The organism is Phyllobacterium sp. GQ127, assembly GCF_059758635.1.
Genome location: NZ_JCAXDZ010000010.1, coordinates 1 through 15,461, shown reverse-complemented (window position 1 = coordinate 15,461; position 15,461 = coordinate 1). Strand labels below are relative to the sequence as shown.

Genomic DNA, 15,461 nt, shown 5'->3' with positions numbered 1-15,461 from the left:
GTGAATTTCAAGACGCATCCCGGGCAAACAAGCCTGGACCAAAATGCATTTAAACTGGGAGGTTTTATACGGTCCAAAAATAGCCTTTATTCCAGCGCCGAACTCTTAGATCATTTGTCTCAGTTACTCGTCCTTTTCGTCGAAACCGGGAAAATCCGGATGCGGGTAAAATTCGCGTTGCCGAGGTGACACTGCAAGTTTTGGCGCTAAAATACTGTGCGCGGCTAGAATCGCGCGGAGGGCGATCGGCCTGTAATGCCTCAAAAGATCTTCTACTTGATCTACGCTTTTCCGCGAGTCGGTTGGCATGAGTGCATCCTCTGCATCACGAATGAGCGGAGTCTTCCGCTCGACGAACATGTCATTCTGCGTATCAAACGTGCGCGCGGATCCCAAAGCCGGGCCTCAGTATCCGCTTCATAAGCTTTCCCATTCGGGTAGGTCAGGAGTTCCAACTGGAGTCCCCAAGGCGCCATGAAGTAGAGCCAGATAACACCCCGGTCGGCTCCTTCTGTTTCTACAACCGGCTTTCCAAGAACGCGAACATTGTGGCGGCGAAGATGCTCGACGGCCTTTTCGATATCTTCGACGTAGAATGCCAGGTGATGACCACCGGCGTCACTGTTTTTTGGCAGTGTATCGACCCGGTCAGGAGAATCGTACTCGAACAACTCGAAGTTCGAGTTATTCCAGCATCGCAGGAACGCAACGCCGCGAATTTGCGCCCGTGGGTGAACATTGAGTTGGTCCTGCATGAACGTGCCTTCGTCGTCCCCGAACGCGCCGGTGCAATAGACGAGTTCGCATCCGATGACATCGCAGAAGAAGGCAACTGCCTCGTCGAGATTTGGCACGGTAATACCGATGTGGTCAACACCATGAAATCCGGGGAGTCCCTTGCTCATCAAAAACCTTCCTTCCTTGGTTTTGCCATGAACATAAAATTGGAAAGCAGTCGGTCCGACACTAAACGATTTGATGCCGCTTTATAAAGCGATCCGTATTGCGGCAACGGGAGCCAGCACAGGGCAAGTTTGGCGGAGTGCCGACACCACCACCCATGGTTGCAATCCGCTTTTATTGTTGACGGCAAGGTTCGCCCTACAACGACCGTGCACCGGTTAGAAATCGACCTCAATGGCTACCCCCTTCGAAACGGCCAAGTCTACAACGGCTGACGCCACGGCGAGATCCTGCAGTCCGACCCCAGTGCCGTCAAACAGGGTAATCTCCTCAGACGATTGGCGGCCTGGTACATCACCCGCAATGACCGCGCCAATCTGAACTATATCTTCCGCTGCAATGAAGCCCTCGGCAATAGCATGCTGGCACTCGCCAATCAATATTGCCTGGGATACTTCGTCGGTAAAGATCGCGGATGCGGCAACGAGCTTTGCTTCCAGTTCCTGCTTGCCCTTGGTGTCAGTCCCCATGCAGGCCAGATGGGTGCCTGGCCTGACCTGCGACGCCTTCAAGATCGGGCCGAACGACGAAGTAATCGATATGATCACGTCAGCCTCCGCGCCCAACCGGTCAAGGTCCACGACTTCGAAAGGCAAACCAATCTCTCTGGTGACTTCCTCAAGGCGGCTCAGCATTTCCGGGTGATAGTTCCAGGCGATAACCTTTTCGAAGGCCCTCTGCCGAACGGCAGCCCGGAGCTGGAACGTCGATTGATGGCCAGCGCCAATCATGCCGAGGACTTTTGCATCTTGACGAGCGAGGTATTTGATCGAAATCGCGGAGGCCGCGGCGGTGCGAAGCGCAGTCAGAAGATTGCCACCGACTACGGCGCGACATTGCCCTGTGTCCGCGTCGAAAAGGAATATTGTTGACTGGTGATTGGTCAGCCCCTTTTGCGCATTGTGCGGCCAAAATCCTCCCGATTTCAAGCCAAGAACAAGACCCTCCCCGTCGAAACCTGATTTGAAACCATAGAGTGCGTCCGCATAACCTATAGCTTCCCGTACAACAGGGAAATTATAGGCCGACTTTCTCGCCATAGCGGCGAATACGTGTTCGACCGCGGTGAAGCATTGCTCAGAACTGATCAGGCCCGCAATTGCACGTTCCGGAACAATAATCATTTCAATACGCCTTGCCTCTGGCCGAGATTGGCCAAAGAGTTTCGACCTTCCCGTTGCGGATGCCGACATACCAATCATGGATATTGCAGGTCGGATCGCAGTGACCGGGAACCAGACGAAGTTTCTCGTTTATCTTCAGGACGCCAAGCGGATCTTCAATCACGCCATGTTCGTCGGAGCATTTGACATATCTGACATCAGTGCGACCATAGACAAAGGGCAGGCCAGAGTCGACGGACTGCGCCTTGAGACCGGCATCGCAAATTGCCTTGTCGGCCTTGACGTGGCTCATTACGGTTGTCAGGAGGAAAAGCGCGTTTTCCCATTCGCCCTGATCGATCCTTTTACCATCCTTGTCCTGGATACGGCCGTAATCGGCATCCATAAAGGCATAGCTTCCGCACTGCAACTCGTTGTAGACGCCGGAACTGCTTTCAAAATAGTAGCTGCCGGTTCCTCCACCGCTAACAAGTTCAGGTTCCAGCCCGGTGTCTTTCAAGGCATCAACGGCATCTTTGACCTGTGCGATAGCCGCATCGAGCATGGATTTCCGGCTCTCGTAACTATCGATGTGCTGCATTGCACCTTGATAGGCCTGGATGCCAGCAAATCTAAGGCCAGGAGCAGTAGCAATGGCTTTGGCGAGGGCAACAACCGCCGAACTTGTGTTGACACCACATCGTCCGGCACCGCAATCAATTTCAACGAAGCAATCCAGACATGTGCCATGCTTCTGGGTCGCTGCCGACAGTTCGGCCACATTTTCAAGATCGTCGATGCACACGATAATCTTTGCGCCCTGCATAGGTAGTTGAGCAAGCCGATCAATCTTCCGCGGATCGCGCACTTGATTTGAAACCAGAACGTCCTTGATGCCACCTCTGACGAACACCTCTGCTTCAGAAACCTTCTGGCAGCAAACACCGACAGCCCCACCCAATTTCTCTTGGAGGCGCATGACGTCAACGGACTTGTGCATCTTGCCATGGGCGCGGTGGCGCATGTTATGGGTCTTGGCATACTCACCCATTTTCCGTATGTTCCGCTCGAGCGCATCAAGGTCGAGGACCAGGCACGGCGTCTGAATATCTTCGACGCTCATGCCAGGCAAAGCCGGCACATCATAGCCAACCTGCAGATCGGTCAGGTTTGTTTGCATGTTCATTTAATCTCTCCCTTGTTGCCAGGGCAATGTGTCAAGGTCGACATTGCCGCCCGTGATGATGACGCCTACGCTCTTGCCTGCGAAAAGATGGTTGTTCTTCAGGATCGTAGCGAGCGGCACGGCGCTCGATGGTTCAATAACAATCTTCATGCGCTTCCAGATGAGCTTCATGGCGTCGATGATCTCGGCCTCCGACGCGGTGAGGATGTCGCTCACGTTGTTCTTTACGAAATGCCAGGTCAGATCTTTGAGCGGAACCTTTAGGCCATCGGCAACGGTGTTTGGCGCATCGTCGACGATGATGTGACCGGCTTTGAAGCTGCGATAGGCATCGTCTGCTTGCTCCGGTTCGGCGGCATATATCTCTACATCTGGTGCAAGTTTCGACAGCGTCAGACACGTGCCGGATACCATCCCGCCACCACCGATGGGCGCTATAACTGAATCCAGGTGAGCGACCTGCTCTATCAGTTCCTTGGAGCAAGTCGCTTGGCCGGCGATAACGCGGGGGTCGTTATAGGGATGAACGAATTCGGCACCGGTTTCGGCGAGGACTTTGGCGAACGTCGCCTCGCGAGAGGTTGTCGAAGGCTCGCACTCAATAATCTTGCCGCCATAACCACGCACTGCGTCTTTTTTGGCTTGGGGCGCCGTCCGCGGCATCACGACGGTACATGGAATTCCCCGGCGGCCCGCTGCGTAGGAAAGGCAGGAACCATGATTGCCGGACGAATGGGTGGCAACGCCCCTCGCCGCTTGCTCATCGCTGAGGCCAAAGACCGAGTTTGAAGCGCCGCGCGCTTTGAACGCACCGGCTTTCTGCAAGTTCTCGCATTTAAAAAACAAGTTGGCGCCGACAAGCCCGTCGATGAATGTCGACGTGAGAACGGGCGTGCGATGAATGTGTGGCCTGATGCGTTCCTGGGCTTCAAACATGTCAGAAATCGTGGGGATAAGCATAATGAACCCTCAAACGACAAAGCGGAATGATGACGTCTGGGTATTGCGATAGACATCTTGTGCCGCGCCAACGCCACAGCCGAGCTTGATGTTCAGGCCAAGATCGGCCATGACCATTTCAGCTGTGGCAATGCCGGATAGCGCCATCACATCGGTCATGCTGCCGACATGGCCGATACGAAACACTTTGCCGACGACGTCACCCAGGCCCGCACCAAATGCGACGTCGTACTTTGTCGCAGCATGCGTGACAAAAAGGGAAGCATCAAAACCGGCAGGTGTTTGAACCGCGCTGACGGTGTCGGAGTAAAGGTCTTCTTGCGCTGCGCAAAGTTCCAGACCCCAGGCCCGAACCGCAGCGCGCACGCCCGATGCGATGCGTTTATGGCGGGCAAACACATTTTCAAGGCCTTCTCGAAGCAGGAGTTCCGTAGAAACCTTGAGAGCATTCAAAAGACCGACTGATGGCGTGTAGGGATAGCCGTTAACCGAATAGCCCTTGGCCATATCGCGAACATCAAAAAAGGTTCGCGGAAGCGTTGCAGTTTCCAGTGCTGCCATTGCCTTGGGTGAAAAAGCGGTGATCGCTAGACCAACGGGTAACATGAAACCCTTCTGGGATCCTGTTACGGCGACATCGACGCCCCACTCATCCATTCGGAAATCCATGGACGCAATCGAACTAACACCATCGACCAGCAGCAGTGCTGGATGTTTGGCGCGATCAAGGAGACGCCGCACTGCTGCAATATCCGATTTAACGCCCGTCGCCGTCTCATTGTGGGTCACGAGAACCGCTCTGATCTCGTGGGCCTTGTCGGCATTAAGGATTTCCTCATATCGCGCCAACGGGACCCCTTCGTGCCATGATACCTCGACAGCATCGACTTTCAGCTGATGGCGCCGGCACATATCGATCCAACGATGGCTGAACATGCCATATCGACCTGCCACTACACGATCGCCTGGGCTCAGCGTGTTGGTGATTGCCGTCTCCCACCCACCGGTGCCGGTCGCAGGAAATACAAAAATGGAAGCAGCGTCAGTCTTCAGAATTTGTTTGACACCCGCCAGTGCAGGTTGAAGAATCTCCGCGAACATCGATGAGCGATGATCTATGGTCGGCATATCCGCCGCCTTACGCAATATCTCCGGCATATTGGTTGGACCGGGAATGAAGACCGGATTTTGTCCGTACATGGGATGTCTCCTTTTATGCTTTCAGACTAAATAACACGAGCTGAAACCAAGGTATATTTTTTTGAAAATATTTTTCAATATTGGTCTAAAGTTACTATAATGCTTATTTATCAGGAGCTTAGATTTTTTTGTTGTGCGAAAGTATTTTTCAGGTCACCATGTTTTTGACTGGGAGCGAGAACCTTAGATGGATAGTACAAACAGACGTCGAGGGCGCCCCAAGTCCTTCAATGAACCGCAGTCGCAAAGCTTCATACAGTCGCTCGATCGAGCTCTGGACGTGCTGGAGGCCCTGGCTTCACCAGAGGGCATGACACTATCAGAACTTTCAGCCCATCTCGATCAATCGCCGGCGACGATGCATCGAGTTTTGGCCACACTCGAACGGCGCGCGTTCGTCGAGATCAGTCCCGATCGGCAAGTCTGGTTCATTGGACCGGAAGCCTACCGGACGGGAGCAGCATTTCTGCGTCGCTCCAACGTCGTTGAACGAAGCCGTCCTATCATGCGCGAGCTGATGATTGAAACGGGCGAAACCTCGAACCTCGGGATTGAGAAGGACGGGCATGTTCTTTTCATCAGCCAAGTCGAAACGCACGAATCGATACGGGCTTTTTTTCCGCCAGGAACTTTGTCCCCTCTTCATGCATCCGGGATAGGAAAGGCATTGCTCAGTACCTATGACCATGACCGGTTGGCGTCTTTGTTTAAAAACTCTGCCTTAGCAAGCTTCACCGAAAACACATTGCGCTCAGTCACCCAACTCAAACAGGAGTTGCTCGCCAGCCGGGAGCGCGGATACGCTTTCGACGATGAGGAGCGGACGAAGGGAATGCGTTGCGTCGCCGCGCCGATCTTGAACGTTCATAGCGAAGCCGTGGCCGGCATATCTGTGTCGGGGCCCACCCATCGAATGCCCGACAGGTTAATCCGCAAGCTTGGGGAGCGCGTCGCCGAAGCGGCAAAGACCGTCTCCCGCAGGTTGGGGGGTGCCTAGCTCGCGACTTTTGCAGCCACTTGAACAGGTGATTTCAAAAGGAGGCTGCGTGGCTTCGGGCCTCCCGTGGCCCAATCGAGCAGTTCGACGGTATGGACGATGGGGACATCCGTGGCAGAACCGATCTGCATCATACAGCCAATATTGCCGGTGCTGATAACTTGCGGCCCAACAGCTTCAATGCTGTTGACTTTGCGTGCTTGCAATTGCTTCGATATCACCGGCTGCATCAGATTATATGTGCCTGCAGAGCCGCAACAGATATGGGAATCACGCGGTTCGACCACCGCGAAACCAGCAGATTTGAGGAGATCTTTCGGCTGCGTGCGAATTCCCTGACCATGTTGCAAAGAACAGGCAGCATGGTAGGCCACGCGAAGCGGCTCAGCATAGACAGGGTCATGAAGCCCTATGCGGGCAATGAATTCTGTCACATCGCTGGCAAGTGCGGCGACGTTTTGTGCATCGGCTGCCATCGGATCATTGCGGAACATGTGGCTGTAGTCCTTGACAGTGGTTCCGCAACCCGACGTGTTGATAACAATGGCGTCGAGCCCTGCTCCATTGATCTCGCGGGTCAAGGCGCGGATGTTTGACCGAGCCATGGCATGACTTTCATGTGCTTTGCCCATGTGGTGGGTAAGCGCGCCGCAGCAGCCCATACCTTTAGGGATGACCACCTCGCATCCGTGTCGTGTAAGGATCCGGATTGTTGCATCGTTGATATCGGTATTCAGCGCACGTTGCGCGCAGCCAGTCAGAAGGGCCACGCGTTTGCGCTTGGTGCCGTTCGCAGGAAAGGTTTGCGGCCTGTCATTCTTGCTGGTTTTTGGAACCTTCACTGGCGCCATCTCGAGCATTGCCCGCAAGCGGATATCAGGAATGAGCATCCTTATCGGACGTGCCAATCTGGCGGCGGACAAAGCCAGGCGGAACCGTTTGGGATAGGGCAAGACGCGGGTCAGCAACCAGCGCAGCAAGCGATCGTCCCACCGGCGCGTATATTTCTTCTCGATGTAATCGCGCGCGTGATCGACGAGATGCATGTAGTTGACGCCTGAAGGGCATGTGGTCATACAACTGAGGCAGCTGAGGCAGCGGTCTATATGCCGAACAGTTGCCTCGTCGGGAACCTTGTCGTTCTCCAACATGTCCTTGATGAGATAGATCCGTCCACGTGGACTATCAAGCTCATCACCCAGAATCTGGTATGTTGGGCAAGTCGCGGTGCAAAAGCCGCAATGGACGCAGGAACGCAGAATCTCGTTTGAAGTTTGCGTGTCGGGGTCTGAAAGCTGAACCTCATTGAAATTCGTTTGCATCTAGCTGTCCATCAAACCAGGGTTTAAAATTCCAGCAGGATCGAAGCGTTTGCGTAGCGCGTCTGAAAGCCGGGCAACCGCAGAGGCCTCTGGGGGGAATATAGAACCGGTTCGCGACGAGTGATTCCGCACCAGCAAGGCCCGACCCGTGCCTGAGGCTTTGCGAACCTTTAGGGAATCCGCATCGCCTGCATACCAGATCAACCCGCCACCCCAATCGAGCGATACAGTTCCTCCAATCGCCTCCAGCGCCGAAGCGACTTCGGGCGCATCTGTGGGCTTTACCAGGATTCGCCACAGCGCCAGTTGCGATTGAGCAAGGTGGTGCACGTCCCGCAGCTCGCGCCAAAGAGCTTTGCTTTGAGAACCATAGAGAACATCAATGTCTTGGTGGGAACGGAGCAGGGCTAATATCTTCTCACGCCTGTATTCGACTTGCTTCAAGCGGCCTTCAATCCGGAGCCAAGCGGTACCAGACCGGAAGACGGCGCCGGATATCTCGAACGGAGTGGCAAGCGCAATCTGAAAAATCCTGCTCGCTTCTGCAAGGGATACGTTGCCGAGACCAATTGATAGCTCGCTTTCGGATGCAGGCAGGGTTTTAATGGCCACTTCTGTTAAAATGCCCAATGTACCAAAGGAACCACAAAGCAGTTTTCCAAGATCCAGGCCGGTGACATTCTTCATCACCCGGCCGCCATTCTTGATAATGCGGCCCTGGCCATCAACGAAGCGAACGCCGAGCAAATGATCTCTGCACGCGCCTGCCAAGATGCGCCGAGGACCCGAAGCGTTGGTCGCGACCATGCCGCCAATGGATGGAGAGCCGCAAGTGTGAAGGACAGTGCGAAGATCCATTGGCTCGAATGCCAATTGCTGTCCTTCGGTCGCAAGCGCTGCCTCTATTTCCTCCATTGGAGTACCGGCACGGGCAATCAGCGTCATTGCGCCTGGTTCATAGGTAACGATCCCGCTGAGCCCGCTTGTCGTCAACGTGGCGGTCTGCGACGGAAACAACGGTTTCAGACGTGTGCCGCCGCCTGTGACGTAAAGCGGTGTTGCGGTTGCGGAGGCTTCCAGAAGGTAAGCGGCGAGTTCGACTTCGGATGCCGGAGCGACAGTGGTCGAGAGAGAGGCAAGCATGTTGCTGGTTATCATCTTTCTCGAGCCCTTTTCCGGTAAGGCTCACTCACTTCGAGAGGGAAAACTTTGGCCGGGTTCAACAGCCACGCTGGATCGAAGACCTCCTTGATCTCCATCTGGATATCCAGATCCATCGCGTTGTATTGTTCGGTCATCAGGTCGCGCTTTTCGATGCCCACCCCGTGCTCACCGGTCAGGCAACCACCAACGTCAACACAAAGGCGAAGAATATCAGCCCCGAAGTTTTCAGCGCGTTCCAGTTCACCGTTGACGTTGGCGTTAAAAAGAATGAGCGGGTGCATATTGCCGTCTCCGGCATGAAATACGTTGGCGACCTCCAGACCATATTGCCTGGAAAGTTCTCCAATGCGTTTCAATGTATAGGGGAGTTTCGTGACAGGCACGGTTCCATCGAGACAAAGGTAGTCTCCGAGACGTCCCATCGCGCCGAATGCAGACTTACGACCCTTCCAGATGGCCAAGGATTCTTCGGCAGTTTGGCTGCTGCGAAATTCCACAGCTTCCAACTCTTCGGATATTGCGCGAATACGGTCCGTTTGATCGCTGATTTCAGCTTCGGAGCCTTCCACCTCAACGATCAAAACTGCAGCGCACGCGGGATATCCAGCTTTGGCGAATGCCTCAACAGCGCGCAGGCAGACATCATCCATATATTCGATCGCCACCGGCAACAGACCGGAGCGGATGATACGTGCCACACATTCGCCAGCAACTTCTGCGCTGTCGAAGCCGATCAGCATCGGTCGAGCGCCCTCAGGTTTGGGAACGATTTTCAAGGTCGCTTCCGTGATAATGGCGAGTTGACCTTCCGATCCGCACAGGAGCCCAAGGATATCCAGTCCCAGGGTGCCCAATAATGGTCCACCAACATCAACGACCTCACCGTCCGTCAGCACCATGCGAATACCCATCAGGTTATTTGTCGTCACCCCGTATTTCAGGCAATGGGCGCCCCCCGAATTCATCGCAATATTGCCTGCAATCGTACAGGCGAGTTGAGACGAAGGATCTGGCGCATAAAAGAATCCCTCTGCGTCCAGTTCGCCGGTCACGGCGAGATTGGTTACGCCGGTCTGAACCCGGATAAACCGGTTTGCCGTGTCGACTTCTATGATCTCCCGTAAACGGATAGTGCTGATAACGACACTGTCTGCCGTCGGCAAAGCACCGCCGGCCAACGATGTGCCCGCCCCGCGAGGTACGACAGGCACACGGTGCTCATAGCAGACACGCATCGCCGTCGCGACTTCCTCGGTACAGCGCGGTAACACAACTGCAAGCGGTGGGCACCGATAGGCGGTCAGCGCGTCACATTCGTATGCCCGCGTCTCCTGTGGATCTGAAATTACGCTGTCGTCGGGCAAGGCGGCGTTGAGCGCAGCAACGATCTGCGCCGATCTCGCCAAAATATCGGCACAGGGCTCAGGCATGGAGATCGTTGTCATCTTGTTCCTTCATGTGTCCGCCTGATTTTGTCGCGCGCCGCACGGAGCCGTGCGAAATCATCACCGGCGTGGTGCGACGAGCGGGTGAGCGGGCTGGATGCGACCATCAGGAAACCCTTAGTGTAGGCTATGGTCTCATAGGACTTGAATTCCTCCGGCGTCACGAATTTTTCGACCTTGTGGTGTTTGCGAGTGGGCTGCAGGTACTGGCCGATCGTCAGGAAATCGACGTCGGCGGTTCGCAGGTCGTCCATCAGTTGCAGCACTTCGTTGCGCTCTTCCCCAAGGCCGACCATAATGCCGGACTTGGTGAACATGCTCGGATCCAATTCCTTGACTCGCTGCAAAAGCCGGATCGAGTGGAAATAGCGCGCGCCCGGGCGTACCGTCAGATAGTTGCCTGGCACGGTTTCTATATTGTGATTGAAAACGTCGGGCTTGGCGGCAACGACCCTCTCCAGTGCACCCGGCTTCTTCAGGAAGTCAGGTGTCAGGATTTCGATTGTGGTTGCCGAAGACGCGGCGCGGATAGCCCAGATGACTTTTTCGAAATGCCCGGCACCGCCATCGACCAGATCGTCACGGTCAACCGAGGTGATCACGACATGGGACAGGCCCATCTGCTTGACGGCTTTTGCGACATTCGCCGGCTCGGCCATGTCCAGTGCATTCGGTTTGCCGGTCGAGACGTTGCAAAAGGTGCAGGCGCGCGTACAGATCTCTCCCATGATCATAAAGGTCGCGTGCTTCTTGTCCCAGCACTCGCCAATATTTGGGCAGCCGGCCTCTTCGCAGACCGTAACAAGTTTGTGCTCCCTCACGATGTTTTTGGTTTCGGCATAGCCCTTCGAAATCGGTGCGCGAACACGGATCCATTCTGGCTTGCGCAGCATCTCGGTATCCGGCCTATGCGCCTTTTCCGGATGGCGGGGCCGCGCAACGCCAGAGTGAACTGTGTCTAAGATCGTAACCATCCGTTTTGTTTGTCCTCACTCTATCGTTGCCAGTTCGGCGCCAAGCGCGACCATCGCGCCTGAAGGGGTCTTGATGCTGATGCGGCCGGTTTTCGGTGCCAGCACCCGAGTTTCCATCTTCATGGCTTCAATTATCGCTACCGCTTCACCTTCGGTTACGTCCGCCCCGTTCTCAACATTCCATTTTTGCAAAATGCCGGGGATCGGTGCGGTCAGTCCACCGTCGCTTGCCGCCAGTGTCGCCGAACCGGACGACGGCGTTGGCACTGCGATTGCGGAGAAAAGCGCCGCCGGCAGCCCGAGTTCATGACGCTTGCCGTCGATCTCAATGAAGCTACGCACCAACCCGCCCTCGATTGGATCAATGCGCGCAGCAGGCGCGACGCCGCGAAATTCCGTTTCGATCCAATTAGTGAAGACTTTGAATCCGTCTTCACCGGTAAATGCCGGTTCCTCGAGTACGGCGCGATGGAAAGGAAGCACGGAGGCGACGCCCTCGATCCTGAATTCAGCCAGCGCCCGCCGGGCGCGAGCCAGTGCTTGTTCACGTGTCGCGCCGGTGACAATCAACTTGGCCATCATGGAATCGTAAAGGCCCGGAATTTCATATCCAGCCTCCACGCCACTATCGAGCCGGATGCCAGGACCGGAGGGCGCGCGGAAGCGCGTGACCAGTCCTGGCGTCGGCAAAAATCCGCGCCCCGGATCTTCGGCATTGATACGGAATTCCAGGGTATGGCCGCGGGGCGCAGGTGTCTCGGTGACTGAAAGCGGAAGGCCATCGGCAATACGAAGCTGCTCGATGACAATATCGACACCAGTTGTTTCTTCTGTCACCGGGTGTTCGACCTGTAGGCGAGTGTTAACCTCCAAAAATGAGATAACGCCATTTTGTGAAAGCAGAAACTCAACGGTGCCGGCACCGGTGTAGCCCGCAGCAGTACAGATCGCGATGGCGGCTTCATGAATGCGGGTACGTTGCTCGTCGGAAATGAAGGGCGCGGGCGCCTCCTCGACAAGTTTCTGATTGCGCCTCTGCAGCGAGCAGTCGCGCGTGCCGAGAACGACCGTATTTCCATGGCTGTCGGCGATGACCTGTGCCTCGATATGGCGTGGCTTTTCCAGGAATTGTTCCGCATAGCATTCACCGCGACCAAATGCATCCTTGGCCTCGCGTACAGCGGATTCGAAAAATTCGCCCACGTCTTCGATGCGATGGACGACCTTCATTCCGCGACCTCCGCCACCAAATGCTGCCTTGATCGCAAGCGGTAGGCCGGCCTGCCGCGCAAATGTGATCGCCTCCTCGGCGGTCGCCAGAGGTCCATCCGATCCTCTGACCAGAGGCGCCCCGACCTTCTCGGCAATGCGGCGGGCCTCGACTTTGTCACCGAGCGCGTCGATGACTTCAGGTTTCGGACCGATCCAGGTCAGGCCTGCTGCAATAACGGCGCGTGCGAACTCGGCGCGCTCCGACAGAAAGCCATAACCGGGATGGACCGCATCTACACCGGCGCGACCCGCGATCTCCAGGATCTTTTCGATATTCAGATAAGTGTCGACCGGGCGACCTGAACCAAGCCCGTAGGCTTCGTCGGCAAGCTCGACATGCAGCGCATCGGCATCGGCATCTGAATAGAGCGCTACCGAGGTTACGCCGTAGTCGCGGGCAGCACGGATGATGCGGATGGCTATTTCGCCACGGTTGGCGATGAGCAATTTTTTCATCAATTAGTTTCCCTGACGAGCGGTTCGAATGGGGCGACAGCTCTAAAGCTGATGTTTGCACCGATTGGAATTTGTCCGGCGAGATCGAGGTGATAATCGGCGACGACGCCGATCACCGGATAGCCGCCGGTCAAAGGATGGTCGGCAAGAAAGAGTACGGGTTGGCCGCTGTGCGGAACCTGGATTGCGCCAAGGACAGTGCCCTCCGAGGGTAGTTCAACAGCGTCGCGCCGCTCGAGCGGTTGGGTTCCGGAAAGCCGCATGCCAACACGGCTTGATTCAGCAGTTACCTGCCAAATCTGTGCTGTGAGGGTCTCAACGCCTTTTTGCGTGAACCAGTCTGTGCGCGGGCCAAGGACAATATCAAGCGTTACCGTATCCCCGGCCCTGGGCAGCGGGTCAAGGTCATTCAGGAAGGGATTGACGGAAATGGCGGGCGCATTTGCAGGAATGAGCGCGTCGCCGAGCGCGACAGGCGCGGGGCCAATCTTTGCCAGCGTATCGCACGAGGCAGATCCAAGAACGGTTTCGACTGTGAAGCCTCCACGCAGCGCAATATAGCTGCGCATTCCTTCCGCAGGAAAGCCGAGTGTCAGTTCGTCGCCCGTGTCAAGCGCAAAGGGCCGGCCGAACGGAGCTTCAACAACGCAGCCACTGGCGGTTCGAATACCTAACGGGGCAGGCGCTCCTGTGACAGCAAGAGTAACGGGCCGATCAGCCTTAAGGGCAAATCCGCCCAAGGTGACTTCGAGTGCTGCGGCATTGCGTGGATTGCCGACGCAAAGATTTGCCTTCATGAGGTTAGATCGATCGAGCGCACCGGATTGAGATACACCCTGGTCGACACGCCCGGGGCGCCCAAGATCCTGAAAAAGCGCTGGACGATCCGCGCGGCTGATGACGATGTCTCCCTTCGGTCGCGCAGTTTCAGATTTGGAAAGGGTGGCAGCCGGCATTGCCGCTCCCTTGGCGATATTGCGAAAACGGACCCGGTCGCCCGGTGCCAGAAGCGCGGCGCGCGGGCGATCGCTATCCCACATTTTCAACGGCGTTGTGCCGATGATTTGCCAGCCACCGGGGCTGTCTGAAGGATAGATGCCGCCGAATTTTCCCCCGAGGGCCACCGCGCCTGCGGGAATGCGCACGCGCGGGCTTTCACGGCGCGGTACGTCGAAATCTTTATCGTCCGACGTCATATAGGCAAACCCGGGTGCAAAGCCAGTGAAGGCGACCGTATATGTGGCATCCCCATGACGTTGGATAAGTTCATCGACCGACCAGCCAAGAATTTTGGCAACGTCGAGGAGATCTTCGCCATCATAGATGACCGGTATTTCGATCATCTCGCCGGTGCGAGTACTGCGCTGGTCAAGATTGAGTTCGCAGACAAGAGAGTAAAGGAGCGACCGGTTCGTCACACGGGGATCGAATCGGACCATCAGCGTTCGGGCGGCTGGCACCAGCTCGAGAACACCCTTCGGACGGTCAGCCAGAAGACGATCGAGTAACGTCAGAGTCGTCTCCAGGTCTTTGAGTTCGACGAGGAACGCGTCGCTGCCTGCGGGCAGAAAACGCAACTGTTCACTCATGGTTGACCTCTGCGAAAGACTTGAGGTCTATACCGCTGGCGGCCAACGCCTTGCGTAAGGTGGTGGCAATTGCTACTGCCGTCTCCGTATCTCCGTGAACACAGATCGTCTGCGCTTCAAGCTTGATTTGGGTGCCGTCGATTGCAGTTATATATCCCTCGACGACCAGCCTGAGCATTCTCTCGGCGATCGTCTGCGGGTCGTGGATGATCGAGCCGGCGAAGCGACGACTGACGAGACTGCCGTCGGCATTGTAGGCGCGGTCGGAGAAGACCTCGCAAATGACTTCAAGCCCCGCCGCGCGCGCCTGTTCGACAATTGGAGCGCCAGAAAGAGCCATCAACGCGAGCGAGGGATCGATAGCTCTGATGCCTTCGATCACGTCCGCCGCCTGGCGCGGGTCGCAAGCGATGGTGTTGTAAAGCGCACCATGCGGTTTGACGTAGCGCACTTGCGTACCTGCTGCTTTCGCCAGCCCTTGCAGTGCACCAATCTGATAAATTGTATCACCGACAAGTTCAGCGCTGGACGGATCCATATTGCGCCGCCCGAACCCGACGAGATCGCGATAGCCTATATGGGCGCCGATGGAGACGCCCTGTCTTGCCGCCTCATTCAGCACGGACAGGATCCCCGCCGGATCACCGGCATGAAAGCCGCAGGCAATATTGGCGCTGGTGACGATCGAAAGCATAGATACATCGTCGCCCATTGCCCAGGCACCGAAGCTCTCCCCAAGATCACTATTGAGATCGATGTTTGCCATATTCCCTTCCCTGCAATTGCCGCTTGTGGCGAGCGTCATGAATTCTTGAGGTAGCCTGAATGGA

13 protein-coding genes are annotated in these 15,461 nt (G+C 56.0%); 1 reads left to right on the top strand and 12 read right to left on the bottom strand.

Translation table 11 applies throughout. From position 1 onward, the window contains the following. Window positions 1-281: 281 nt before the first annotated feature. The 5 genes from AC6CHM_RS23245 to bhcA all read right to left on the bottom strand — a co-directional run bounded on the left by AC6CHM_RS23245 (window position 282) and on the right by bhcA (window position 5,412). The gene (locus AC6CHM_RS23245; RefSeq protein ID WP_498175382.1) at window positions 282-905 is read right to left on the bottom strand and encodes a VOC family protein; all 624 of its coding nucleotides are present in this window, start codon (window positions 903-905) and stop codon (window positions 282-284) included. Between the two features lie 216 nt (window positions 906-1,121). Beyond that, a complete protein-coding gene (gene bhcD / locus AC6CHM_RS23240) occupies window positions 1,122-2,087 on the bottom strand; it encodes an iminosuccinate reductase BhcD (protein WP_498175380.1) in 966 nt (321 codons plus the stop codon). Window position 2,088: 1 nt separating this feature from the next. Continuing rightward, window positions 2,089-3,252 (bottom strand): 3-hydroxy-D-aspartate aldolase BhcC, encoded by a 1,164-nt coding sequence (gene bhcC, locus AC6CHM_RS23235; RefSeq protein WP_498175378.1) that lies wholly within the window; start codon window positions 3,250-3,252, stop codon window positions 2,089-2,091. Next, window positions 3,253-4,212, bottom strand: a complete 960-nt coding sequence (gene bhcB / locus AC6CHM_RS23230; protein WP_498175376.1) for a beta-hydroxyaspartate dehydratase BhcB — start codon at window positions 4,210-4,212, stop codon at window positions 3,253-3,255. A gap of 9 nt (window positions 4,213-4,221) precedes the next feature. After that, window positions 4,222-5,412 carry an L-aspartate--glyoxylate aminotransferase BhcA gene (bhcA, locus tag AC6CHM_RS23225; protein WP_498175374.1) on the bottom strand — a complete coding sequence of 397 codons (1,191 nt, stop codon included), beginning with the start codon at window positions 5,410-5,412 and terminating at the stop codon, window positions 4,222-4,224. 187 nt (window positions 5,413-5,599) lie between these two features. Here bhcA and bhcR point away from each other — a divergent pair, with 187 nt between their 5' ends. Continuing rightward, entirely contained in the window at window positions 5,600-6,409 is an 810-nt protein-coding gene (bhcR, locus tag AC6CHM_RS23220; RefSeq protein WP_498175372.1) for an HTH-type transcriptional regulator BhcR, read from the top strand. Here bhcR and glcF read toward each other — a convergent pair. From glcF to AC6CHM_RS23185, 7 genes are read right to left on the bottom strand one after another with little or no spacing between them, the layout of a single operon-like run. Then, window positions 6,406-7,731 (bottom strand): glycolate oxidase subunit GlcF, encoded by a 1,326-nt coding sequence (glcF, locus tag AC6CHM_RS23215; RefSeq protein ID WP_498175370.1) that lies wholly within the window; start codon window positions 7,729-7,731, stop codon window positions 6,406-6,408. The genes bhcR and glcF overlap by 4 nt on opposite strands. Next, on the bottom strand, window positions 7,732-8,889 hold the full coding sequence (locus AC6CHM_RS23210; RefSeq protein ID WP_498175368.1) for an FAD-binding protein: 1,158 nt from the start codon (window positions 8,887-8,889) through the stop codon (window positions 7,732-7,734). It abuts the gene before it with no gap. Then, window positions 8,886-10,340, bottom strand: a complete 1,455-nt coding sequence (locus AC6CHM_RS23205) for an FAD-linked oxidase C-terminal domain-containing protein (RefSeq protein WP_498175366.1) — start codon at window positions 10,338-10,340, stop codon at window positions 8,886-8,888. Before AC6CHM_RS23205 ends, AC6CHM_RS23210 begins: the two co-directional genes overlap by 4 nt. Then, a complete protein-coding gene (lipA, locus tag AC6CHM_RS23200) occupies window positions 10,337-11,314 on the bottom strand; it encodes a lipoyl synthase (RefSeq protein WP_498175364.1) in 978 nt (325 codons plus the stop codon). Before lipA ends, AC6CHM_RS23205 begins: the two co-directional genes overlap by 4 nt. 15 nt (window positions 11,315-11,329) lie before the next feature. Next, on the bottom strand, window positions 11,330-13,042 hold the full coding sequence (locus tag AC6CHM_RS23195; RefSeq protein ID WP_498175362.1) for an acetyl/propionyl/methylcrotonyl-CoA carboxylase subunit alpha: 1,713 nt from the start codon (window positions 13,040-13,042) through the stop codon (window positions 11,330-11,332). After that, a complete protein-coding gene (locus tag AC6CHM_RS23190; protein ID WP_498175360.1) occupies window positions 13,042-14,631 on the bottom strand; it encodes a 5-oxoprolinase subunit B/C family protein in 1,590 nt (529 codons plus the stop codon). Before AC6CHM_RS23190 ends, AC6CHM_RS23195 begins: the two co-directional genes overlap by 1 nt. Next, the gene (locus tag AC6CHM_RS23185) at window positions 14,624-15,397 is read right to left on the bottom strand and encodes a LamB/YcsF family protein (protein WP_498175527.1); all 774 of its coding nucleotides are present in this window, start codon (window positions 15,395-15,397) and stop codon (window positions 14,624-14,626) included. Before AC6CHM_RS23185 ends, AC6CHM_RS23190 begins: the two co-directional genes overlap by 8 nt. Window positions 15,398-15,461 lie beyond the last annotated feature (64 nt).

Coding starts and splice junctions, on each gene's coding strand:
- AC6CHM_RS23185 (WP_498175527.1), bottom strand. CDS start 15,397: ATGGCAAACATCGATCTCAATAGTGATCTTGGGGAGAGCTTCGGTGCC.
- bhcC (WP_498175378.1), bottom strand. CDS start 3,252: ATGAACATGCAAACAAACCTGACCGATCTGCAGGTTGGCTATGATGTG.
- bhcA (WP_498175374.1), bottom strand. CDS start 5,412: ATGTACGGACAAAATCCGGTCTTCATTCCCGGTCCAACCAATATGCCG.
- bhcR (WP_498175372.1), top strand. CDS start 5,600: ATGGATAGTACAAACAGACGTCGAGGGCGCCCCAAGTCCTTCAATGAA.
- bhcD (WP_498175380.1), bottom strand. CDS start 2,087: ATGATTATTGTTCCGGAACGTGCAATTGCGGGCCTGATCAGTTCTGAG.
- AC6CHM_RS23195 (WP_498175362.1), bottom strand. CDS start 13,042: ATGAAAAAATTGCTCATCGCCAACCGTGGCGAAATAGCCATCCGCATC.
- AC6CHM_RS23205 (WP_498175366.1), bottom strand. CDS start 10,340: ATGACAACGATCTCCATGCCTGAGCCCTGTGCCGATATTTTGGCGAGA.
- AC6CHM_RS23210 (WP_498175368.1), bottom strand. CDS start 8,889: ATGATAACCAGCAACATGCTTGCCTCTCTCTCGACCACTGTCGCTCCG.
- AC6CHM_RS23190 (WP_498175360.1), bottom strand. CDS start 14,631: ATGAGTGAACAGTTGCGTTTTCTGCCCGCAGGCAGCGACGCGTTCCTC.
- AC6CHM_RS23245 (WP_498175382.1), bottom strand. CDS start 905: ATGAGCAAGGGACTCCCCGGATTTCATGGTGTTGACCACATCGGTATT.
- lipA (WP_498175364.1), bottom strand. CDS start 11,314: ATGGTTACGATCTTAGACACAGTTCACTCTGGCGTTGCGCGGCCCCGC.
- bhcB (WP_498175376.1), bottom strand. CDS start 4,212: ATGCTTATCCCCACGATTTCTGACATGTTTGAAGCCCAGGAACGCATC.
- glcF (WP_498175370.1), bottom strand. CDS start 7,731: ATGCAAACGAATTTCAATGAGGTTCAGCTTTCAGACCCCGACACGCAA.